The 20,995-nt window shown below is 62.9% G+C and carries 27 protein-coding genes and 1 pseudogene; 24 read left to right on the forward strand and 4 right to left on the reverse strand.

From position 1 onward, the window contains the following. Positions 1-24: 24 nt before the first annotated feature. Positions 25-846, forward strand: coding sequence for an FkbM family methyltransferase (locus NUH88_RS11405; RefSeq protein WP_257766533.1), 822 nt, complete (start codon positions 25-27; stop codon positions 844-846). Positions 847-892: 46 nt separating this feature from the next. Continuing rightward, positions 893-1,219 (forward strand): hypothetical protein, encoded by a 327-nt coding sequence (locus NUH88_RS11410; protein ID WP_257766534.1) that lies wholly within the window; start codon positions 893-895, stop codon positions 1,217-1,219. A 2-nt stretch (positions 1,220-1,221) separates the two neighbouring features. Here the strand turns inward: NUH88_RS11410 and NUH88_RS11415 are convergent, their stop codons facing one another. Next, on the reverse strand, positions 1,222-2,439 hold the full coding sequence (locus NUH88_RS11415; RefSeq protein WP_257766535.1) for a mandelate racemase/muconate lactonizing enzyme family protein: 1,218 nt from the start codon (positions 2,437-2,439) through the stop codon (positions 1,222-1,224). Between the two features lie 338 nt (positions 2,440-2,777). On the opposite strand from NUH88_RS11415, the gene ffh reads away from it, so the two are divergent. The 5 genes and pseudogenes from ffh to rplS all read left to right on the forward strand — a co-directional run bounded on the left by ffh (position 2,778) and on the right by rplS (position 6,585). After that, positions 2,778-4,226 carry a signal recognition particle protein gene (gene ffh, locus NUH88_RS11420; protein WP_257766536.1) on the forward strand — a complete coding sequence of 483 codons (1,449 nt, stop codon included), beginning with the start codon at positions 2,778-2,780 and terminating at the stop codon, positions 4,224-4,226. A gap of 48 nt (positions 4,227-4,274) precedes the next feature. Next, positions 4,275-4,643 (forward strand): annotated as a pseudogene (rpsP, locus tag NUH88_RS11425) (30S ribosomal protein S16); the annotation flags it as partial. Between the two features lie 117 nt (positions 4,644-4,760). Beyond that, positions 4,761-5,306, forward strand: coding sequence for a ribosome maturation factor RimM (gene rimM / locus NUH88_RS11430; protein ID WP_257766538.1), 546 nt, complete (start codon positions 4,761-4,763; stop codon positions 5,304-5,306). Then, entirely contained in the window at positions 5,299-6,009 is a 711-nt protein-coding gene (trmD, locus tag NUH88_RS11435) for a tRNA (guanosine(37)-N1)-methyltransferase TrmD (protein ID WP_257766539.1), read from the forward strand. The genes rimM and trmD overlap by 8 nt, the downstream gene beginning before the upstream one ends. A 165-nt stretch (positions 6,010-6,174) precedes the next feature. Next, a complete protein-coding gene (gene rplS, locus NUH88_RS11440; protein WP_257766540.1) occupies positions 6,175-6,585 on the forward strand; it encodes a 50S ribosomal protein L19 in 411 nt (136 codons plus the stop codon). A 61-nt stretch (positions 6,586-6,646) separates the two neighbouring features. On the opposite strand, the gene NUH88_RS11445 is transcribed toward rplS, so the two are convergent. Continuing rightward, on the reverse strand, positions 6,647-7,360 hold the full coding sequence (locus NUH88_RS11445) for a sulfite exporter TauE/SafE family protein (protein WP_257766541.1): 714 nt from the start codon (positions 7,358-7,360) through the stop codon (positions 6,647-6,649). Between the two features lie 248 nt (positions 7,361-7,608). Here NUH88_RS11445 and leuC point away from each other — a divergent pair, with 248 nt between their 5' ends. The 14 genes from leuC (at position 7,609) to NUH88_RS11515 (ending at position 17,121) form a co-directional block, all read left to right on the forward strand. Then, positions 7,609-9,018, forward strand: a complete 1,410-nt coding sequence (gene leuC, locus NUH88_RS11450) for a 3-isopropylmalate dehydratase large subunit (protein WP_257766542.1) — start codon at positions 7,609-7,611, stop codon at positions 9,016-9,018. Positions 9,019-9,033: 15 nt separating this feature from the next. Next, positions 9,034-9,651, forward strand: a complete 618-nt coding sequence (gene leuD, locus NUH88_RS11455; RefSeq protein WP_257766543.1) for a 3-isopropylmalate dehydratase small subunit — start codon at positions 9,034-9,036, stop codon at positions 9,649-9,651. A 128-nt stretch (positions 9,652-9,779) separates the two neighbouring features. After that, entirely contained in the window at positions 9,780-10,898 is a 1,119-nt protein-coding gene (gene leuB, locus NUH88_RS11460) for a 3-isopropylmalate dehydrogenase (protein ID WP_257766544.1), read from the forward strand. Positions 10,899-10,998: 100 nt separating this feature from the next. Next, on the forward strand, positions 10,999-12,024 hold the full coding sequence (locus NUH88_RS11465) for an aspartate-semialdehyde dehydrogenase (RefSeq protein WP_257766545.1): 1,026 nt from the start codon (positions 10,999-11,001) through the stop codon (positions 12,022-12,024). Positions 12,025-12,264: 240 nt separating this feature from the next. Continuing rightward, positions 12,265-12,939, forward strand: a complete 675-nt coding sequence (locus NUH88_RS11470; RefSeq protein WP_257766546.1) for an RNA polymerase sigma factor — start codon at positions 12,265-12,267, stop codon at positions 12,937-12,939. Between the two features lie 115 nt (positions 12,940-13,054). Next, positions 13,055-13,387 (forward strand): RebB family R body protein, encoded by a 333-nt coding sequence (locus NUH88_RS11475; RefSeq protein ID WP_257766547.1) that lies wholly within the window; start codon positions 13,055-13,057, stop codon positions 13,385-13,387. 209 nt (positions 13,388-13,596) lie between these two features. Beyond that, positions 13,597-13,929, forward strand: coding sequence for a RebB family R body protein (locus NUH88_RS11480; RefSeq protein WP_257766548.1), 333 nt, complete (start codon positions 13,597-13,599; stop codon positions 13,927-13,929). 90 nt (positions 13,930-14,019) lie between these two features. After that, complete coding sequence (locus NUH88_RS11485) at positions 14,020-14,370, forward strand: RebB family R body protein (RefSeq protein ID WP_257766549.1); 351 nt, start codon at positions 14,020-14,022, stop codon at positions 14,368-14,370. A gap of 26 nt (positions 14,371-14,396) precedes the next feature. Then, on the forward strand, positions 14,397-14,624 hold the full coding sequence (locus NUH88_RS11490) for a RebB family R body protein (protein WP_257766550.1): 228 nt from the start codon (positions 14,397-14,399) through the stop codon (positions 14,622-14,624). 126 nt (positions 14,625-14,750) lie between these two features. After that, entirely contained in the window at positions 14,751-15,071 is a 321-nt protein-coding gene (locus NUH88_RS11495) for a RebB family R body protein (RefSeq protein ID WP_257766551.1), read from the forward strand. A gap of 48 nt (positions 15,072-15,119) precedes the next feature. Beyond that, on the forward strand, positions 15,120-15,365 hold the full coding sequence (locus NUH88_RS11500; protein ID WP_257766552.1) for a RebB family R body protein: 246 nt from the start codon (positions 15,120-15,122) through the stop codon (positions 15,363-15,365). A 41-nt stretch (positions 15,366-15,406) separates the two neighbouring features. Beyond that, positions 15,407-15,901, forward strand: coding sequence for a hypothetical protein (locus NUH88_RS11505; RefSeq protein ID WP_257766553.1), 495 nt, complete (start codon positions 15,407-15,409; stop codon positions 15,899-15,901). Positions 15,902-16,073: 172 nt separating this feature from the next. After that, positions 16,074-16,448, forward strand: a complete 375-nt coding sequence (locus tag NUH88_RS11510) for a hypothetical protein (protein WP_257766554.1) — start codon at positions 16,074-16,076, stop codon at positions 16,446-16,448. Positions 16,449-16,473: 25 nt separating this feature from the next. Next, positions 16,474-17,121 (forward strand): hypothetical protein, encoded by a 648-nt coding sequence (locus tag NUH88_RS11515; RefSeq protein WP_257766555.1) that lies wholly within the window; start codon positions 16,474-16,476, stop codon positions 17,119-17,121. Here the strand turns inward: NUH88_RS11515 and pdxY are convergent. Continuing rightward, positions 17,072-17,911 carry a pyridoxal kinase gene (gene pdxY, locus NUH88_RS11520; RefSeq protein ID WP_257766556.1) on the reverse strand — a complete coding sequence of 280 codons (840 nt, stop codon included), beginning with the start codon at positions 17,909-17,911 and terminating at the stop codon, positions 17,072-17,074. The genes NUH88_RS11515 and pdxY overlap by 50 nt on opposite strands. Positions 17,912-18,050: 139 nt before the next feature. On the opposite strand from pdxY, the gene NUH88_RS11525 reads away from it, so the two are divergent. Beyond that, complete coding sequence (locus NUH88_RS11525) at positions 18,051-18,932, forward strand: HpcH/HpaI aldolase/citrate lyase family protein (protein WP_257766557.1); 882 nt, start codon at positions 18,051-18,053, stop codon at positions 18,930-18,932. A 21-nt stretch (positions 18,933-18,953) separates the two neighbouring features. Here the strand turns inward: NUH88_RS11525 and NUH88_RS11530 are convergent, their stop codons facing one another. Continuing rightward, the gene (locus NUH88_RS11530; protein WP_257766558.1) at positions 18,954-19,475 is read right to left on the reverse strand and encodes a pentapeptide repeat-containing protein; all 522 of its coding nucleotides are present in this window, start codon (positions 19,473-19,475) and stop codon (positions 18,954-18,956) included. Between the two features lie 700 nt (positions 19,476-20,175). Between NUH88_RS11530 and sdhC the strand changes: the two genes are divergently transcribed. Together sdhC and sdhD are read left to right on the forward strand one after the other, a co-directional pair. Next, positions 20,176-20,559, forward strand: coding sequence for a succinate dehydrogenase, cytochrome b556 subunit (sdhC, locus tag NUH88_RS11535; RefSeq protein ID WP_257766559.1), 384 nt, complete (start codon positions 20,176-20,178; stop codon positions 20,557-20,559). A gap of 44 nt (positions 20,560-20,603) precedes the next feature. Next, a complete protein-coding gene (gene sdhD, locus NUH88_RS11540) occupies positions 20,604-20,993 on the forward strand; it encodes a succinate dehydrogenase, hydrophobic membrane anchor protein (RefSeq protein WP_257766560.1) in 390 nt (129 codons plus the stop codon). Positions 20,994-20,995: the final 2 nt, after the last annotated feature.

A 20,995-nucleotide genomic window follows, 5' to 3' on the forward strand; every position in this document is an offset into this window, starting at 1 on the left:
CCGGCGCATGAGTCCGGTGCGACAATGACCGCGCAATCCGCACAGATCAGGCGGGAGTTCGAGCATTGCGTTTCGCTGGTCCGCAGCGGGAATTACGCCGAGGCGCAGCCGCTTCTGGAGCGCACCGATTTTCTTGAAAGGTTCCCTCTTGCCAAGAGGATCCGCGAATTTGTCCGGTTCAGGCTGGCAGGGACCTCACTCGCAACGGTAACCCATCTGGGCGAGACCGCGACCTTCCGTGTCAGCGACCGCAATCTGGGCATGGACATCTTTCATGCCGCCGGCGAGTTCTTCGAGATCGAGGAGCTGGAATATTGCCGCCAGCGGGTAAGCCCCGGTGGCGTCATCGTCGATGTCGGTGCGAATGTCGGGAATCACTCAGTCTTTTTCGGGCGGTTCCTCAAGCCGTCGCGCCTGATCCCGGTCGAGCCGAACTCCGAGGCCCTGCCGTTCCTGATGGAGAATCTCACGCTCAACGATATTGATACCGACGAGCGTGGTTTTGGCATCGCGCTCGGCAGGGCGAGTGGTCAGGGCGGGATCACGAGCGACAAGGGCGATTTAGTGGAAAGCCGCATGGCTTCCGGCACGGGCATTCCCGTCGTCGCGCTCGACACGCTGGTCGAGGGACCCGTCCATTTCCTGAAGATCGATGTGGAGGGAATGGAGTTCGAGGTCCTGCGTGGCGCACAGCAGATCATCGCCCGCTCCCGGCCCCATATCCTGATCGAGGTTGCGGATGCGAAAGCGGACGCTTTGAAGCAGGCGTGCGCCGACCTCAACTACCGGATCGACAGGGAGTTCGAGGGATACAGGTACAGGAACTATTTCTTGAGCCCGGTTTGATGCATACGGCTATCGGAAATCCAACGCGATCCGTAACCTGAACCGAATGAAAACGACGCTCAGTCTTCTCACCCTCGTTCTGCCGGCGGCCATCGTCGTCTTTGCCTACGCTGCTTGCCTTTGGCGTGAGGTCCGGGTCTACAAACTGAGGAAAAGATTCAACCGGTTCCACGAGAAGCATGGTGGAACGATCGGGTTGTTCTCGCTCTACTTCTCCCTGAAGCCCCGGGTGAGCAACGAGAACGCGCGCAAATACGGTCTTCTACTCGCTCAATATCGCGTCTGGTCGATCATCCTTTTCGGCGCCTCTCTTATCATCGCAATGATTGTTGCGGTCGGAGGCCCGTTGCTGCTGCAGAAGCTTTTCGGCTGAGATCATCCGCCCGCGAAGGGCTCCCCCGCAACCTCGAACGGCTCCTGGCTCATTTGCAGATGTAGCTGGTCGCCTTCGTAGGGATGCGCCAGCGCGACCTCCTCGTTTAGCTCGACCCCGAGGCCGGGCGTCTTCGGCGGAATGACGTAACCCTCCTCCCAGCGCATCGGAGTTTTGAGGATGTCTGCGTGGAAATCGTCCCATTTGCGGATGCTTTCCAGCACCAGGAAGTTCGGGATCGAGGCGGCGAGCTGGACGTTGGCGGCGCCGACCACCGGGCCGCAATAGAGATGCGGCGCGACCTGGGCGTAGAAGGCTTCCGCCATGCCGGCGATCTTCTTGCCTTCGAGCAGGCCGCCGACCCTTCCCATATTCATCTGCAGGATTGAGGCGGCGCCGGTCTCCAGGACGCGGCGGAATTCCCATTTCGTTGTCAGCCGCTCTCCGGTCGCGACCGGGATCGACGTGGCCGCGGCCACCTTCGCCATCTCCTCCGGCATGTCCGGCGGGGTGGGTTCCTCGAACCAGAGTGGGTCGTAGGGCTCCAGGCGCCGGGCGAGGCGCCTGGCGCCGGCGGCGGTGAATTGGCCGTGGGTGCCGAAGAGCAGGTCCGCCTTGCCGCCGACCGCCTCCCTTATCAGCCGGCAGAAGGCTTCCGAACGGTCGAGGATCTCCATGTCCGGCTGATGCCCGCCGAAGGCGGTATAGGGGCCGGCGGGATCGAACTTCAGGGCGGTGAAGCCCTCGGCGACGCAGGCGGCGGCCGCCTCCGCGCTTTTCTCCGGGCTGTTGTAGAAGGTCGCCGGATCGTCCTCCGGGCGGGGATAGAGATAGGTATAGGTGCGCAGGCGCTCGTTCACCATGCCGCCGAGCAGTTCGTAGACCGGCTTGTCCGCCGCCTTGCCGATAATGTCCCAGCAGGCCATTTCCAGCCCGCTGACGACGCCCATCATCGAGGGGTCGGGGCGCTGGGTGAAGCCGGAGCCGTGGGCGCGGCGCCAGAAGCGCTCGATATGATGCGGGTCGTTTCCTTCGAGATAGCGCGCGAAGACGTCCTCGACCATCGCCGCGACGACCTTGGGCCCGAAGCTGGCGGCATAGACCTCGCCGACGCCCTCGATGCCGCAGGCGGTACGCAGTTTCAGGAAGAGGAAATAGCGCCCGCCGAAGCCCGGCGGCGGGTTGCCGACGATGAAGGTCTTCAGGCTTTCGAGCTTCATGGGAGGTCTCCGGAACGCGCTTTCGGCAAGAGTGAATCCCGCAATCGGGTTGCGGGTCGGAAGCCTAGCGACCACATGGCCTGATGCTAAGGCAAAAGCGACAGATCGCGGTGCTCCCTTGTCCGGAACGGACGAGCGCGGACTCGAACCGCCCGGAACCCGGCGGGAATGCTTGACTCGCAGGCGCGGCGCCCATATGTTCCGGCGCTCTCGGCAAAAACCAGTCTGCTGAGACCTTCACGGGTTCCGTCCGTCCTCGAGTGTTCGAGCACGGGCGCGCAACTGCTTTGGGCCTTCGACCGACTGGCAAACCGGGATGAATTGGAGTTAACGGACGCATGTTCGACAGTTTGCAGAACCGGCTCGGCGACGTTTTCGATCGCCTGAAGAAACGCGGCGCGCTGAAAGAAGCCGACGTGACGGCTGCGCTGCGCGAAGTGCGCGTGGCCCTGCTTGAGGCCGATGTCGCGCTGCCGGTGGTGAAGGACTTCATCGACAAGGTGCGCGAGCGCGCGGTCGGCCAGGAAGTCATCAAGTCCGTCTCCCCCGGCCAGCAGGTGATCAAGATCGTCCACGACAATCTCGTGGAGATGCTCGGCACCGAGGCAGGCACGATCAATCTCAACGCCGTTCCGCCGGTACCGATCCTGATGGTCGGCCTGCAGGGCGGCGGTAAGACCACCAGCACAGCCAAGCTCGCCAAGCGGCTGAAGGAAAAGGACCGCAAGAAGGTCCTGATGGCCTCGCTCGACATCTACCGTCCGGCGGCGCGCGAACAGCTCCGCGTGCTGGGCGAGCAGATCGAGGTCGCGACCCTGCCGATCGCGGAGAACGAGACTCCCGTTTCGATCGCGAAACGGGCGATGGCCGCGGGCAAGCTGCAGGGCTACGACGTGGTCATGCTGGATACCGCCGGCCGGCTCTCCATCGACGAGTCGATGATGGACGAGGTGATCCAGGTCCGCGACGCGGTGAACCCGGTCGAGACCATCCTCGTCGCCGACGCGATGACCGGCCAGGACGCCGTCACCACGGCGCGCAATTTCCACGAGCGGGTCGGGCTGACCGGCATCGTGCTGACCCGGATGGACGGCGATGCGCGCGGCGGCGCGGCGCTCTCCATGCGCGCGGTCACCGGGGTGCCGATCAAAGGCGTCGGCGTCGGCGAGCGGGCCGACGCGCTGGAGGATTTCCACCCGGAACGGGTCGCCGGCCGGATCCTCGGCATGGGCGACGTGGTCAGCCTGGTCGAGAAGGCCGCGGAGACCATCGAGATCGAGGAAGCCGAGCGCATCGCCAAGAAGATGCAGAAAGGCGCCTTCGACCTCGAGGACATGCTCTCCCAGCTCCGGCAGGTGAAGAAGATGGGCGGCCTCGGCGGCGTCATGTCGATGCTCCCGGGCATCGGCAAGCTGCAGAAGCAGATGGCGAACGCCAATGTCGACGAGAACGTCATAAAGAAGCAGGAAGCGATCATCCTCTCCATGACCAAGACGGAGCGGAAGAACGTGAAGCTTATGAATGCCTCGCGCCGCCGCCGCATCGCGGCCGGTTCGGGCACCAGCGTTCAGGAGGTCAACAAGCTCCTGAAGCAGCACCAGGACATGACCCGGGTCATGAAACAGATGGGCAAGATGGGCGGCATGAAAGGCCTCGGGGCCCTGCTCGGCGGTGGTGGAGGCGGCGGTATGCCGGCACCCGGCCAGCTCCCGCCCGGCCTCTCTGGCAAAGGCATGCCGAAGCTTCCGGGAGGCATGCTGCCGCCCGGTTTCCCCGGTAAGAAGTAATCGAATTCAAGCGAACAGCACTGAGTTTACTGGAAAGGAAGAAACCACATGGCACTTCGCATTCGTCTGTCGCGCGGCGGCGCCAAGAAGCGTCCGTTCTACCGCATCGTCGTCGCCGAGGGCACGTCCCCGCGGGACGGCCGCTTCATCGAGAAGCTCGGCACCTACAACCCGATGCTGCCGAAGGATCACGCCGATCGCCTCGTGATCAACGCCGAGCGCATCAAGCACTGGGTCTCCGTCGGCGCGACCCCGACCGACCGCGTCCACAAGATGCTCGCCGCCATCGAGCTGATGGACAAGTTCGAGTATCGCGACCAGCCGAAGAAGTCCGCCCCGGGCCGCAAGCGCCAGGAGCGTGAAGAGGAAGAGGCCGCGAAGGCCGCCGAGGCTGCCGAAGCCGCCGCCGCCGAGGAAGCTGCCGCTGCCGAAGCTGCCGCTGCCGAAGCCGAAGCCCCGGCCGAAGAGGCTCCGGCCGAGGAAGCCGCTGCCGAGGCTCCGGCCGAGGAAGAAAAGTCCGAGGGCTAAGCACCAATGGCCGAGCCGGTCACTCTCGGTGTCATTGTCGGCGTGCATGGCGTGCGCGGCCTGGTCCGGGTGAAAAGTTTCACCGAGGATCCGGACGATATCGCCGCCTACGGCCCGCTGAAGGATGACGCCGGAAAGAGCTACAAGCTCGAGGTGACCGGCCGGGCGAAGGGCGTGCTTCTTGTGCGCATCGCCGGTGTCGGCGACCGGAACGCGGCGGAGGCCCTGAAGGGCACCGAGCTGCTGATCGACCGGGACCGGCTGCCGGAGGCGGACGAGGACGAGTTCTACCATGCGGACCTGATCGGTCTTCAGGCGGATCAGGTCGCGGGCGGGACGCTTGGTACGGTGGCCGCAGTGCAGAATTTCGGTGCCGGCGATCTCCTGGAGATCCGCCTGCCGGACAGCCGCAAGACCGTGCTGGTGCCGTTCGACGAAAGCACGGTGCCGGAGATCGATCTCGAAGGCGGACGGCTTCTGGTCGATCCGCCGGCGGGGCTGCTGGACGAGGCGTCGGACGAGGACCGCAAGGCCGAAGCGGACCATGGCTGACACGCCCGCTCCCTGGCAGGCGACCGTGCTGAGCCTGTTCCCGGAAATGTTTCCGGGGCCGCTCGGGCATTCGATCGCCGAAAAGGCCCGTCAGAGCGGTCTCTGGTCCCTGAAAACGCTGGACATCAGGGACTTTGCGAGCGATAAGCACCGCTCCGTGGACGACACCCCCTTCGGGGGCGGTTCCGGAATGGTGATGCGGCCCGATGTGGTCGACGCGGCTCTGGCCAGCGTCGAGGACGTTCCGGGCCGCAGAATTTATTTGAGCCCGCGCGGCGTCCGGTTCGACCAGGCGATGGCGCGGGAACTCGCGGACGGCCCCGGCGTGGTGCTGCTCTGCGGGCGGTACGAGGGACTGGACCAGCGGGTGATCGACGCCCGCGGCCTTGAGGAGGTCAGTCTCGGGGATTTCGTGCTTTCGGGCGGCGAGATCCCGGCCCTGGCGCTGCTGGATGCCTGCATCCGTCTGCTGCCGGGCGTGCTCGGTACGGCGGCGACGCTGGACGAGGAGAGTTTCGAGGAGGGGCTGCTGGAGTATCCCCTCTTCACGCAGCCTCGGGAGTGGAACGGAATGTCCGTCCCCGAGGTGCTGCTGAGCGGCCACCACGCGAAGATCGCGGAATGGCGGCGGGAGCAGGCGGAAGAGATCACGCGCGAGCGGCGCCCGGACCTCTGGGAACGCTATCGCGGATCGAAAGAGTGAGCGGAGCGGACGGCGCGCCTGTCCAGCCTTCGTTTTTGACATGCGGCATGCCGCTCCTCTGCGGCCCGGTGGTCGGGCAGGTCAAGAGCTGCATGTGTTTCGAGCGCCGGTATTCACCGGGCCCTGGTTGGTCCGGTCGCCACCGGCATGAACTGGAGAAGAAGAATGAACATCGTACAACAGCTCGAAAAAGAGCAGCTTGATAAGCTCGTTGCCGAGCGCCCGGTTCCGGAATTCGGCCCGGGCGACACCGTGAAGGTCAATGTCCGCGTCGTCGAAGGCACGCGCGAGCGTGTGCAGGCCTATGAAGGCGTCTGCATCGCGCGCAAGAATGACGGCCTGAACTCCTCCTTCACCGTGCGCAAGATTTCCTACGGCGAAGGCGTCGAGCGTGTGTTCCCGCTCTACTCGCCGCGTCTCGACAGTATCGAGGTTACCCGCCGCGGTAAGGTCCGCCGCGCGAAGCTCTACTATCTGCGCGGCCGTCGCGGCAAAGCGGCGCGTATCGCCGAGAAGACCATGCGCGCCAAGCCGAGCGCTGCCGCTGCTCCGGAAGCTCCGGCGACCGAAGCGTAAGCTTCCAAGGCATGAGATTTTATGGAACGGGAGCGCTCCGGCGCTCCCGTTTTTCTTTGCCCTAGCCGAACAGCGTGCCGCCGCCGATCACGGCGAGCAGGATATAGGCGATCCGCCGGAAGGTGCGCTCGCTCGCTTTGTAGAACAGCTTTCCCCCGAACCAGATTCCGCCGACATAGCACGGCGCGATGAGCGCGCCGAGCAGCATGCGCTCCGGGGTCAGCACGCCGAACCAGAAATAGCTCGCCACCACGAAGACGAAGCCGATCTGGAAGAAGGCGGTGATGTTGGCGCGCACCGCTGCGGGCGCGTAGGGACCCGATAGCAGGTAGAAGATGATCGGCGGACCGCCGAGCCCGGTCGAGCCGTTGAGAAATCCGGCTACGCTGCCGACCGCGACATCAACGCCGAGCCGGCGCGGGACATTATGCCGGTAGCCGCTTGCCAGCAGTGCCACCAATGCCAGCACGATCACCGAGATCGCCTGCCTCAGGACTTCCTGATCGATGCTGACGAGGATCCAGGTCCCGAGCGGCAGCGCCGCAATGCCGCCGAGCGCCATCGGTGCCGCCTGTTTCCAGTCCGCTTCCCGCCGCGACATGCGCAGGAGCTGGATCTGCGCCGGCATTTCCATCGTCGTCAGGGTCGCGAGCGCGGTCTGCGGGCCGAAAAGCAAGCTCAGCAGCGGGATCGAGATCATCGCCGCACCGAAGCCGGAGAAACCGCGCACCAGTCCGGCGAGTCCGACCGCTCCCGCGGCTAAAGTGAGGTTCAAGAGACCAAATCCTTCCAAAGTGGAAGCAATAGAGCTCAGATCCATTCGAATTTGGCCTTTATCGGTTCATAAATTTCGGAAAAGCCCGTTTTCCCCGCAAGATTCAGCTTTTTTCCGCAGGATCGAGTCGCTATGCTCCGGGCCCGTCCGAGGACGAGAGATATGTCGCGCCATAAACAAGAAGAGCGCTCGCCCGATTTTCCGGCCGAACGCCAACGGCGCTCAAGATGAGAGGAAGCATAGCAGCGATGTCAAAGCCGCGTACGCTGTTCGATAAGATCTGGCAGGACCATCTGGTTGACGTTCAGGACGACGGAACGTGCCTTATCTATATCGACCGCCACCTGGTGCACGAAGTCACCAGCCCGCAGGCCTTCGAGGGACTCCGGAATGCCGGCCGCAAGGTGCGCCGCCCGGAATTCACGCTCGCAGTCGCCGATCACAACGTGCCGACGAAGGATCTCGACAAGGGGATCGCCGACGAGGACTCCCGGATCCAGGTCGCGACGCTTGAGCAGAATGTCTCCGATTTCGGCGTGCCCTATTTCGATATGAAGGACAACCGGCGCGGCATCGTGCACATCATCGGTCCGGAGCAGGGTTTCACCCTGCCGGGCACGACGATCGTCTGCGGCGACAGCCACACCTCGACCCACGGCGCCTTCGGCGCACTCGCCTTCGGCATCGGCACCTCGGAGGTCGAGCATGTGCTCGCCACCCAGACCCTGGTGCAGAAGCCGGCCAAGAACATGCGGATCACGGTCAAGGGAGAGCTGCCCAAGGGCGTGAACTCCAAGGATATCGTGCTCGCCATCATCGGTAAGATCGGCACGGCCGGCGGCACCGGCCATGTGATCGAGTTCGCGGGCGAGGCCGTCCGCGGGCTTTCCATGGAAGCGCGGATGACGATCTGCAACATGTCGATCGAGGCGGGCGCCCGCGCCGGCCTGATTGCGCCGGACGAAACTACCTTCGAATATCTGAAGGGTCGTCCCTTCGCCCCGAAGGCCGGTGCCTGGGAGCAGGCCGTCGCCTACTGGAAGACGCTGCCGTCCGACGAAGGCGCGGTCTACGACACCGAGGTCGAACTGAACGCGGCCGATATCGTGCCGCAGGTGACCTGGGGCACGAACCCGGAAGAGGTCGTTCCGATCACCGCGAACATTCCGGATCCGGAACAGATGTCCGATCCGGTCCGCAAGGCGAAGATCGCCCGCTCGCTCGAATATATGGGCCTCACCGCCGGCACGCCGATCAACGAGGTCAAGATCGACAAGATCTTCATCGGCTCCTGCACCAACGGGCGCCTCGAGGACCTGCGGATCGCCGCCGGCGTTCTCAAGGGCCGCAAACTGGCCGACGGGGTACAGGCAATCATCGTCCCGGGCTCCGGCCTGGTGAAGGAGAAGGCCGAGGAAGAAGGTCTGGACAAGGTCTTCATCGAGGCCGGCTGCGAATGGCGCGAGCCGGGCTGCTCCATGTGCTTGGCGATGAATGCAGACCGGCTGGAGCCGGGCGAGCGTTGCGCCTCGACCTCGAACCGGAACTTCGAAGGCCGGCAGGGTCGCGGCGGGCGAACCCATCTGGTGAGCCCGGCAATGGCGGCAGCGGCCGCCGTGGCCGGTCACCTGACCGATGTCCGCGATCTGCTGAACTAAGGGAGGAGAGAGAAAATGGATAAATTCACCAAGCTCTCCGGTGTCGCCGCGCCGATGAACATCATCAATGTCGACACCGACATGATCATTCCGAAGAACTATCTGAAGACGATCAAGCGGTCGGGCCTCGGCAAGCACGCTTTCGCCGAGATGCGCTATAACGACGACGGCAGCGAGAACCCGGATTTCGTGCTGAACAAGCCGGCCTACCGCAAGGCGCAGGTGATCGTCGCAGGCGACAATTTCGGCTGCGGTTCCTCGCGCGAGCACGCGCCCTGGGCGCTGCTCGATTTCGGCATCCGCTGCGTGATCTCGACCAGCTTCGCCGACATCTTCTTCAACAACTGCTTCAAGAACGGGATCCTGCCGATCAAGGTGACCCAGGAGCAGCTGGACGAGCTGATGGACGATGCCGAGAAAGGCGCGAATGCCGTGCTTGAGATCGACCTGCAAAACCAGCAGATCGGCCGCCCGAACGGCGAGAAGATCGCGTTCGAGGTCGACGAGTTCCGCAAGCACTGCCTGCTGAACGGCCTCGACGATATCGGGCTGACCATGGAAAAGGGCAGCGCGATCGACACGTTCGAGGACAAGGAGAAGACCGAGCGCCCTTGGCTCGCGGCCGCCTCCTGACGGAATTATCGACGGCTTACGGAACCAATCCGGCGCTCGGGGCTTTCCCAAGGGCGCCGGGCTCTCTATAAGAAGCACGCAATATCCGGCCCGCACGAAGGCCGGTCTCATTAGGGTAAGCGGAATTCATGGCCTCCAATCGTAAAATGCTTGTGCTCGGCGGTGACGGGATCGGTCCCGAAGTCGTCAAGGAAGTGCTCCGTGTCGTCGACTGGATGGCGAAGAAGCGGTCCGTCAGCTTCGACCTCCAGGAAGGTCTTGTCGGCGGGGCTGCCTACGACAAGCACGGCACGCCGCTGACCGACGAGACTCTGGCCGACGCGGTGGATTCCGACGCGGTGCTGTTCGGCGCGGTCGGCGGAACGCAATATGACGATCTTCCGTTCGAGGTGAAGCCGGAGCGCGGCCTGCTGCGTCTGCGCAAGGAGATGGACCTTTTCGCCAACCTGCGGCCGGCGATGGTTTTCGACGCGATGGCGGACGCTTCCTCGCTGAAGCGGGACCTCGTCTCAGGCCTGGACATCATGATCCTCCGGGAGCTGACCGGCGGCGTTTATTTCGGCCAGCCGCGCGGGATCGACGATCTGCCGGACGGCACTAAGAAGGGTTACGACACCCAGGTCTACACGACCCCGGAAATCGAGCGCATCGGCCGTGTCGCCTTCGATCTCGCCCGCAAGCGCGACGGCCGGGTGACCTCGGTCGAGAAGGCCAATGTCATGATGTCCGGCGTGCTCTGGCGGGAGGTGATGACCAACCTGCACAAGGCCGAGGGCGAAGGTGTCGTGCTGGATCACATGTATGCCGACAACTGCGCCATGCAGCTGGTGCGCAACCCGAAGCAGTTCGACGTGATCGTCACGGACAACCTGTTTGGTGACATTCTCTCCGATTGCGCGGCAATGCTGACAGGCTCTCTCGGGATGCTGCCGTCCGCCTCGCTCGGCGCGGTGGACGAGGTCACCGGCAAGCGCCATGCGCTTTACGAGCCGGTGCACGGCTCCGCACCGGACATCGCCGGGAAAGGCATTGCCAACCCGATCGCGGAGATGCTTAGTTTCGCCATGGCTTTGCGCTACTCCTTCGATATGGGTGAAGAAGCGGACATGCTCGAACAGGCGATCCAGAACGTTCTGAAATCCGGACTGCGGACTGCGGATATCATGCAGGACGGCATGGCGCGCGTCTCGACTACCGTGATGACTGACAGCCTGCTCAAAGAGCTGGACAAACTCGTATCGGGATAGCCCCCCCAACCAGCATTGCTTGAATTAAGTCGGCGGGGGGCGTAAGTCTCCCGCCGAAGTCGTTTATGGACTTCAACAACCAGAGGAATGGACCAGAACCATGGGCTACAAAGTTGCCGTTGTCGGCGCGACGGGCGCCGTTGGTCGTGAAATGCTTACAACCCTTGCCGAGCGCGATTTTCCGGCGACCGAAGTCGTCGCGCTGGCTTCCGAGAAATCGGCGGGCACCGAGGTGTCCTACGGCGAGGACAAGACACTCAAGGTCCAGAACTTGGCGACTTACGACTTCACCGGCACCGACATCGCGCTGTTCTCGGCCGGCGGCACGATCTCAGAGAAGTTCGCGCCCAAGGCCGCGTCGGCAGGCTGCGTCGTGATTGACAACAGTTCCCATTTCCGGATGGATCCGGACGTGCCGCTGGTCGTGCCGGAAGTGAATGCAGGCGCGCTCTCGCGCTACGGCAAGCGCAACATCATCGCCAATCCGAACTGCTCCACTGCGCAGCTCGTCGTGGCGCTGAAGCCGCTGCACGACGCGGCAAAGATTAAGCGTGTCGTGGTCTCGACCTACCAGTCGGTTTCGGGCGCCGGCAAGGAAGGCATGGACGAACTCTTCACGCAGACCCGGGCGATCTACGTGAACGATCCGGTGGAGAACGAGAAGTTCACTAAGCAGATCGCCTTCAACGTCATTCCGCATATCGACAAGTTCATGGATGACGGCGCGACGAAGGAAGAGTGGAAGATGACCGGCGAGACCAAGAAGATCCTCGACCCGGCCATCGAACTCGTCGCCATGTGCGTCCGCGTGCCGGTCTTTATCGGCCATGCCGAGGCGGTATTCGTCGAGACCGAAAAGTCGCTGAGCGTCGAGGAAGCCCGCGCCGCCATGCAGGACTTCCCCGGTCTCGTGGTGGTCGATCACCGGGCGGACGAAGGCTATGTCACGCCGCATGAATGCGCCGGCGAGGATGCGGTCTATGTCAGCCGGGTCCGCAAGGATCCGACGGTGAAGAACGGCCTCATCTTCTGGTGCGTCTCGGATAACCTTCGCAAAGGGGCGGCGCTCAACGCCGTGCAGATCGCCGAGACCCTGGTGAAGGAGCATCTCGAAAAAGCGGCCTGATCTCCTCCGCATACTCATCTCCGAAAAGGCGGCCGGGCTTTCCCGGCCGTTTTTATTTTCCGAATTTCAACTATTGCGTTCACAATTCGGCCCCGATCCTCGTCCCTCATGCATGGGCGTGAGTAAAAAACTACTCACCCCGTTGCATACCAAGCACAGAGCACTTTCAACGTGTCGGGGCTTCACGTGGGGACTGGAAATCAGGACAGCGGCAATGGCCGGACTGAGCCTGGAGCAGGCTTGTCCGGCGATCTTTTCGCCGAGGCGACGCGCAGCGCGGTCGATCTCATCGCCCGTTCCGCCGAAGGGTTTTCCCGGCAGGTTCCGGTACGCGAAATCCCGCCACCCCCGATATCGCCGAAAGGCGAACGCCGCACCCCCCAACCTCCGGAGGCCTTCTGGGAACTCTGGTCCGAACATCAGAGCCAGCTACTCAGACAATGCATGCGGCTGATGTCCGGCAATATGGCGGATGCCGAAGACGCTCTCGGAAACGCTTTGGTCCGGGCCTCTTCCCACTTTGCCGAGGGCGGCGGCGAGGGGATCGCGAACCAGCGCGCCTGGCTTTCCCGCCTGGTGCATAATTCCTGCATCGACTTCTACCGTGCCCGGTCGCGCCAGAAGCGCTGGACCGACGAGGTGATGGCCATGGCGGACGGGGACGATATTCCCTCCGCGCCGACACCGGAGCCGACGCCTGAAGAAATCGCGGAAACCGGGGAGTCCATGCGGAAGCTGCAGACGGAGCTCAACAAGCTGCCGGAGCTGTTGCGCGTGCCGCTGATCCTCCGTTTTCTCGAGGGCCTTTCCTACGCTGAGATCGCCGAGCGGCTGTGCATCCCGAATTGCACCGCCCGCAAGCGCGTGCAGCTCGCCCGCGAGCGGCTGCGCCGGAACGGCGCCGCGCCAACCTGAGATTTCTTGTTCACACCTATTGCGGGTGGAGCGTCATGGAATTGTTCGCGCCCAGTTGAGAGCAAGGAGAGACGGGGCGGACGGTCCTGAAACCACCAGTATCGAGGAGACAGAGATGGCAATCCCAACTCCGGTCAACGGTCAGATCACCGACTCCGTCACCCAGGCCAATGTGAAGGTTCTGGGCGACTCGCCGGCCATGGCCATGGGGGCGATTTACCAGTCGCTCGCGCATTCCACGGGCATTCTCTACGAGAACGCCGTGAGCTCGCAGCAGCAGCTCGGCATCGCCGCTCAGGCCGCGACCAACCAGGGCGTGATCCAGATCTACAGCATCGACACCATGGCCGACGCGGTCGCGACGTCGAAGATCGGCAACAGCGATGTGCCGAACAACATGCTGTCGCTGCTGACCGCCCTGAAGGCGACCAGCGCCGGTCCGGTCTAAGACCGCGGCCAAGACGCAACCCTCGCGCCCGGGACGATTTCCTGAGGAATGAGTCCCGGTGTGCGGAAATCTCAACCAGCCGAGAGGATCGGACGCACCAGCGCACCCGGTAGCAGGCCAACGGCAATGGGGGGTTTGGTTCCATTGTACGAGCGCATGACAACTGCCGGTGCCCGGATGTCTGCCCCTGCGGCGAATGGAGTGATGCAATGGCAGACAATACACCGGTCAACGGCATGATCACCGACTCCGTTACCCAGGCCAACGTGAAGGTCCTGGGCGACGCACCGGCAATGAGCATGGGAGCGATTTTCCAGTCGCTCGCGCATTCCACCGGCATTCTCTACGAAAATGCCGTGAGCTCGCAGCAGCAGCTGCAGATCGCGGCCCAGGCCTCCACCAACCAGGGTGTGATCCAGATCTACAGTGTGGACACCATGGCCGGGGCGGCCGCGACCTCGAAGATCGGCAACAGCGACGTGCCCAACAATATGCTGGCGCTGCTGTCCTCGCTGAAGGCGGCGTCGCCGGCGGTGTCCTGAGGCCCAACAGTCGAAGAGTGAGGAGGCGGCGCGACGGTGCGGCGCCTCCCCCTTCCCCACACGCTAGACGTGTCATTAGGAGAGAGCGAGATGTCAGACCGAAACCGTGTCAACGACCTGGTCACCGACTCGGTCACACAGACCAACACAATGGATCTGGGAGTCGCGCCGGCGCTGTCGGCACTGCCTGTCTATACCTCTCTCGCGGAAGCGACGAGCGTGCTTTACGCCAACATGGTGGCGAACCAGCAACATAACTCCGTGGTCGGCACAACGTCTTTGGTCGCAAGTGTGGACAAGCTGCTCAGCATTGACCAGCGCTCCGCCGAATCGACTCAGGATCAGATGATGAAGAAGGTTCTGGATACGCTGAACGAGATGGATCGGCGCAGGACGCTCGCGGCTGCGGGCGAGGATGCTTTGAAGACGCTTGTGCAGTGATCCGGCGTTCCCGGAGGTAGCGAGTCATGGCAGAGACGGTCAACGGCCAGATCACGGACGCGGTCACGCAGGCCAACGTCAAGGTGCTTGGCGAAGCGCCGGCGGAGGCGGTGGGCATGTCCTTTCAGGCCCTGTCCCACGCAATAGGCCTTGCAATGGAGAATGCCACCTCGACCCAGGGCGGAATGCAGCAGGTCGCCAATACCGCAACGTCCTCGATCTGCGCCTTGATCGTCGAACAGGCGGGTAAGTGAGGCACGCCGAACGGAAGAATTCACGAGCCGGCCTGCGGGGCCGTCTCCGATATGGCGGGCCGGCTGTCAGCCGGTCCCGGGATCTACCGGCGGTCATGAAGCCGCCGCTCAGGAAGGAGCAAGGATATGGCTATACCGACGCCGGTGAACGGACAGATCACGGATTCCGTTACCCAGAGCAACGTCCAGACCCTGGGCGCGGCCCCGTCAGTCGCGATGGGGGCGATCTACCAGTCGCTCTCACATTCGACGGGAATCCTCTATCAGAACACCGTCCAGCAGCAGCAGCAGGCGGCGATCTGCGCGCAGGCGGCGACGAACCAGGGCGTGCTGCAGATCTACAGCGTCAATTCCATGGCCGCCGCCACGGCGACCAGCAAACTGGCGCAGTCGGATACTACGGACACGCTGATGACGCTGCTCGTGGCGCTTGCGGCTCTGAAATAGGGCGCTAGAGAGCTTGATGATTTTGGCTTGTGAGCAGGGGCAAGAGCAATGGCAGATGAAACGCCCGTCAATTCACAGATTACGGATGCCGTAACCCAGACCAATGTGAAGGTTGTCGGTGAGGCGCCCGCCCAGGCCATGGGCATGGTCTACCAATCGATGGCGCATTCCATCTCGTTGTCGATGCAGAACGCAATGCAGGCGCAAGGCGGCCTGCAGCAAATAGGAAACGCGGTTACGTCGAGCGCCTGCCGGCTCATTCTCGACGCGACCAAGGGCGGGATGGGAAGCTGAACCGGATCTCGATGCCCGCTGCGGAGTTTGGAGATTGACCGATGACCGACGATAGCGAGTTCGGAAGCGAAGACACTATATTCGGCGCTAGCAACAACGACACGGTCTCCGGCGGTGGTGGCAACGATACGGTCTCCGGCGGTGGCGGCAACGACACCGCCTCGGGAGGAGGAGGAACCACGAACTTGCCTGCCGGTCCGGGTGTGAACTCGATGATTCTCGACGCGGTCAAACAGTCAAACAGTGCCGTGCTTGGGGCGTCTGGCGAGAATGGAGCCTCGATCGCCTATCAGAAAGTAGCGCAGGCGGCGGCGTTCGCGGTCCAGGATTCGACTGACTACTTGCGCAATATCATGGCGATGAGCGCGGCCGCGACGGGTGTGGCATTGCAGAAAATGGTCGCGAATCCGTCGGAGGCGACACTGTACGAACCGATCCTGACCCAAGCCAATTTGGCGGTTACCAACGCGAGAACGAATTTTACTGACGTCGGAAGCGCGGCCGGAACGATCGTAAAGGATTTCCCGTCCAGCTGATTTGACATCGAATTTCCGCTGCCTCCGCAGGCCAGCCGACTGGGCTCCGTTAACGGAGCCCGTTTTTTTGTTCACGTCGCGCTTTCCTCGAGCGTCCGCAGAAAGGAGGCGAGACATTCCGCGTCACGAGAGTCTTGGCGCGCCCGCCTTTCAGGGACTCGAGGAGACCGAAATGGCCAAGAAACCGAGCAGTGGACGGCGATCGGTGCGCCAGCGCGTGCGCGACCGTGCCGAGGACTATATCGACAAGAAAATCGACGAGGCGATGGATCGGCTGGATGAGACGCTGGAACCCGATCCCGAAGAGTCTGTCGCGGAAGCATTCATCGAGGCGGAAAGCCAGTCCGTAGAGATCGCCGGACCGGACGCCGTGGAGGCGGTGACTGAAGATGAGACGGTGGAGGTCGTTATCGAGGTCGACGCCGATAACCCGCCCACTCCGGATCCGGAAGCCGCCGCCGCGGCAGCCGAGGTCAGCGAGGCGGAAGCGGTCGAGAAAGAGGCCCGAGCGCTGCAGGACCTGGCGACAAAAGTCTACGGCGCGTGAAAGACCGCCGCCGAAAGGGCGCGTCATGAGCGATGAGGAACATTCGAAGAAGCCGCCGGATCCGGTCGTCGACCAGGTCGCGGCGGCGACCGACGGCGCGCTCCAGGGCGCGCTCAACACGCTTGCGGCCGCTGCCGTAGAGCGGGACCGGATTCTCGACCAGTTCCGGGAGCAGAAAGAACGGCTGGAATTCCAGCTGCAGCAGCAGAGGGCGCACGCAATGAATTATGTCGAGCAAGCGAGAGCGGAGACCCAGCAGCGGACCGGCGGTCCGGCCGGGCAGTCTTCCGGTCAGGCCGATGCGGAAAATGGATTGAATCTCTCACCGGACCAACAATTCATCGCTGGGGTGAAGATGCTGATCTACCAGGATACGCGGCCATTCGAGGTTTCGACCGAGACGCAGAAGCAGGCTGCATTGCTCTTGCTCGACGCACTAAAGAAAATCGTTCATCAGGAAATCAACGTGCTCTTCGAGCGCGCGCAGGCCCAGGAGACGGCGAAGCAGGAAGCCGCGAAACAGGAAGCTGCATCTCCGGCGACGGCAGAGCAGAGCGCCGCGGAACAGTCTGCAGCCGGGAAGACCGAGCCGGACTCGGGGACGGAAGATCCGGCCGGCAATTCTAAGGATGAATTGTCAAAGCAGCCGGACGGCAGCTCTTCAGCCCCTTGAGGATCGCCGGGAGAAAAAGCTCCCGGCGGTCCGCCCGGTCCGTTACGCGCGTTGCCAGCTCAAGTCCCCCGGCGGCGCGGGCAAAGGCCGATCTAGCGTCTTCCGTCTTGACGAACCATGCTGCGAGCAGGGCGGCGAAGAGATCGCCGGTCCCGTTGAAGCCGCGCGCCAGCCGCGGCGAGGATGCCTCGCAGCAATGCTCCGCCGTCACCAGCAGATTGGAGACCCGGTCCGGCCGCTCGATCCCCGTGACGGCGACGGCGGTCAGCCGGTTGGCGGAGATCAGGGAGCGTGCCGCTCCGACAATCGCAGGAAGTTTCTCCTCGATCTCCTGACCGGCAAGCACGCCAAGTTCGAACAGATTCGGCGTTATGATATCCGAGAGCGGCAGCAGCTCGTCGCGGATCGCTTCGGCGACCCCGTCGGCGACGAAGCGTCGCCCATGATCGCCGATCACCGGATCGAGAATATAAGGCAGGTCGGGCCGCACTCGCCGGGTGCGAAGAACGGCGTCGGTTATGGCCCGGGCGCTCCCGGGGTGCCCGAGATAGCCGGAGAGCGCGGCCGAAAGCCCGTCCAAGACACCGAGTGCGTCAAGCCCCTCCAGCTCAGCCTGAAGTTCCGCAGGATCGCGTGTCCGACCGCGGAACTGACCGTGGCCCGGATGGTTCGAGAAGGAGACGGTGTCGAGCGGCCAGACCTCTAGCCCCGCGGCCTGGATCGCAGGCACCGCGATGCTGTTGCCGACATAGCCGTAGCTGACCCGCGACTGGATGGAAAGGATGGCCATGCGATTTTCCCGAGCGGACCCCTTGTCAGTTCCGAGATGATCGCGAGGTTTGCTCCCGGTCAAGGGGCAAGTCACTCATGCCGCTTGGTTTTCGTCCGCTATCCTCTAGGATGGCGGCGGCAGCAAGAGGAGATCTTCCATGGCCGCATCCGTCAGACCGCGCCGCTCGGCGCTCTATATGCCGGGCTCGAATGCGCGGGCGCTCGAGAAGGCGCGGAGCCTGGAGGCAGACGTCGTGATCATGGATCTCGAGGACGCCGTTTCCCCGGACAAGAAAGCGGCGGCGCGTGAGGCGATCGGCGCGGCGCTGTCCGAGGGCGGTTACGGCGATCGCGAACTCGTCATCCGGACCAATGCGCTGGAGGGCGATTGGGGCACGGAGGATCTTGCTTTCGCCGCCAAGGCCGGCGCCGATGCGGTGCTGCTGCCGAAAGTCGAGCATGCGGAGCAGATCTGGCAGGCGGAGGAAATGCTTTCCGCCGCTGGCGCGCCGGACAGTCTTTCGATCTGGTGCATGATGGAAACCCCGCTTGGAATGCTGCATGCCGAGGAGATTGCCGCAGCTAGCCCGCGGCTCGGATGCCTGGTGCTGGGCACCTCTGATCTCGCGAAGGATCTCCATGCACTGCATACCCGAGACCGGTTTCCCTTCATTACCAGCCTCGGGCTCTGCATCCTCGCGGCCCGGGCCTACGGGCTCGCGGTGCTGGACGGGGTGCATCTCGATCTGGACGATGCCGAGGGGTTCGAGGCTTCCTGCCGTCAGGGCTTGGAGCTCGGTTTCGACGGCAAGACGCTGATCCATCCGAAAACGCTAGCCGCCGCCAACCGGATCTTCGCGCCGAGCGGCGAGGAGATCGCCTGGTCGCGCAAGATTATCGACGCCCATGCCGCTGCCGAAGCGGAAGGCAGTGGAGTGGTTCTGGTGAACGGAAAACTGGTCGAGGCCCTGCATGTCGAAAATGCGCGGCGGATCCTTGCGCTCGCCGAGATGATCGAATACCGCGAATCGAACAGCTGAGCGCTTATCGGCGCGGCGCGCCTAGCGGCAAAAGCTGATCGACCCTTCGGCGCAGACTCTATCGCCGTCGGTCCATGTCGCTCCGGACAGGTCCGCCCTGAAAAAATCCGCGTTGCGGATCCGGGCGCCGGTCAGGTTTGCGCCCCTGAGCACCGCGCTCTGAAAACGTACATCGGCGAGATCGGCGCCGGTGAAATCTGCACCGTCCAGCTTGGCCTGACTGAAGTCGGCACCCCGGAAGCTTGCGCCCCGGAAAGTCGCGCCTTTCATGTTCGCACGGGCGAACCTGACCCGGCCGCGCGCGCCGTCGAGATTGGCTCCGCCGAGGTCCGCCCAGTTGAAGCTCGCGTCGTTCAGGTTGGCGCCCGTCAAGTTGACACCGGTCAGTGGATAATTGTCGAAATTGCATCCGCGCCAGTCGACCCGCGGACCCGGCGGATCGGTACAGGCCGCTTCACCGTCGGTCGGCCAGAGCGCGATGGCCACGAGGAAAGCGGCGGCGACGGCAGCGAACGCGAATCTGGATTTATCAGTTGCAGACACGAGACAGTGCATCCAACGGGTTTCTCGGGGCAGCGCGGCGTAACCGTAGCAGATGACCGGACCGAATCCAGCTAACAGTTCGTCGCAGATTCAAACGGATCCGCGCGGCGGGGAGCGGGTGTAACGGGGCGAGAAAGACGGTCCGAAAACGAACGGACCGCGCGTCGGAGACGCACGGTCCGTCGGACACGGGAGGAAGACGCCGATAGTGACCAATGCGACTGTCTTGGCACGGACTCCGCCGGTATATCTGGTGGCGTCCTGTCCGCCGCCTGCCTTGGAACCAGGGCCGGGGCAGACAATGCTCCCATGTCTTGAGTAAAACTATCGCTCTTTCAGTGGCCGAGATCAATAAAAATATTGCTTAACTTTCATATTGAGCGATCGCTTGAAGATATTCAATTTTATTATAAAGTAATCAACAAGTTTTAGCGCTGTAACAATATTTTTTATACACAATATGTGTATCTTAAATTATTGAAAAACAGCAATTTTAAGGGTATCGTGATTGTTGCGCACAAATTATCCACAGTTTAATCAGATTTCTTTCCCGGCGGTTTTGCGCTGGCTGTGAACGACTTGGGCGGAAAATAGCGCTCGGGCTGGACAGTGCGCCGCCGCGACCAAAATGAATTGAGCTCTTGTTCGCACTGCAATATGGTGCGGCCTCATCTTTGATGTTCCTTAGGAAAGGTGCGCTATGAGCGTTTCCAATCGCCCTCTTTCCCCGCATCTTCAGATCTACAGGCTTCCCCTTACCGCTATTACGTCGATCCTTCACCGCGCGACCGGCGTTGCGCTCGGCGCCGGGACGCTCCTGCTGGTCTGGTGGCTGATGGCGACCGCGACCGGCGGGTCCTACTTCGAATTTGTGCAGGGCATCATGGGCTCCTGGATCGGGCTTCTGGTCCTTTTCGGGTTTTCCTTCGCTCTGTTTTTCCATCTCTGCAACGGCATCCGGCACCTCTTTTGGGACGCCGGCTACGGCTTCGAGATCGAGTCCGCGGACCGCGCGACCAAACTGGTCATCGCCGCGTCGGTGGGCCTGACCGCTCTGGCCTGGATACTTGCCTGCGTCCTCTAAGAGGCGCGGCCAACGAAAAAAGAGACTCTTTTGAGAGGCTGGTAATGACTGACAACTCCATGCGTACGCCGATCGGACGTGTGCGGGGCCTTGGCAGCGCCAAGGCCGGGCTGCATCACTGGTGGATGCAGCGGCTCACGGCCATCGCGCTGATCCCGCTCACGCTCTGGTTCGTGGCGTCCCTGATCTCGCTTGCCGGTGCCGGTTACGAGGAAACCGCCGCCTGGCTCGGCTCGCCGCTCGTCGCCGTGCTGATGGTCTCGCTGATCGTGGCGACCTTCTATCACGCCGCCCTCGGTTTGCAGGTTGTGATCGAGGACTATGTCCATCACGAAGGCATCAAGCTGACGCTCTTGATCGGCGTGAAGCTACTCTCCGCCTTTCTCACAATTGCCGCGCTGTTCGCGGTACTGAAACTCGCTTTCGGAGGCTGAGC

Origin of the sequence: Nisaea acidiphila (assembly GCF_024662015.1) — a bacterium.
In the GTDB taxonomy this organism is placed as follows: domain Bacteria; phylum Pseudomonadota; class Alphaproteobacteria; order Thalassobaculales; family Thalassobaculaceae; genus Nisaea; species Nisaea acidiphila.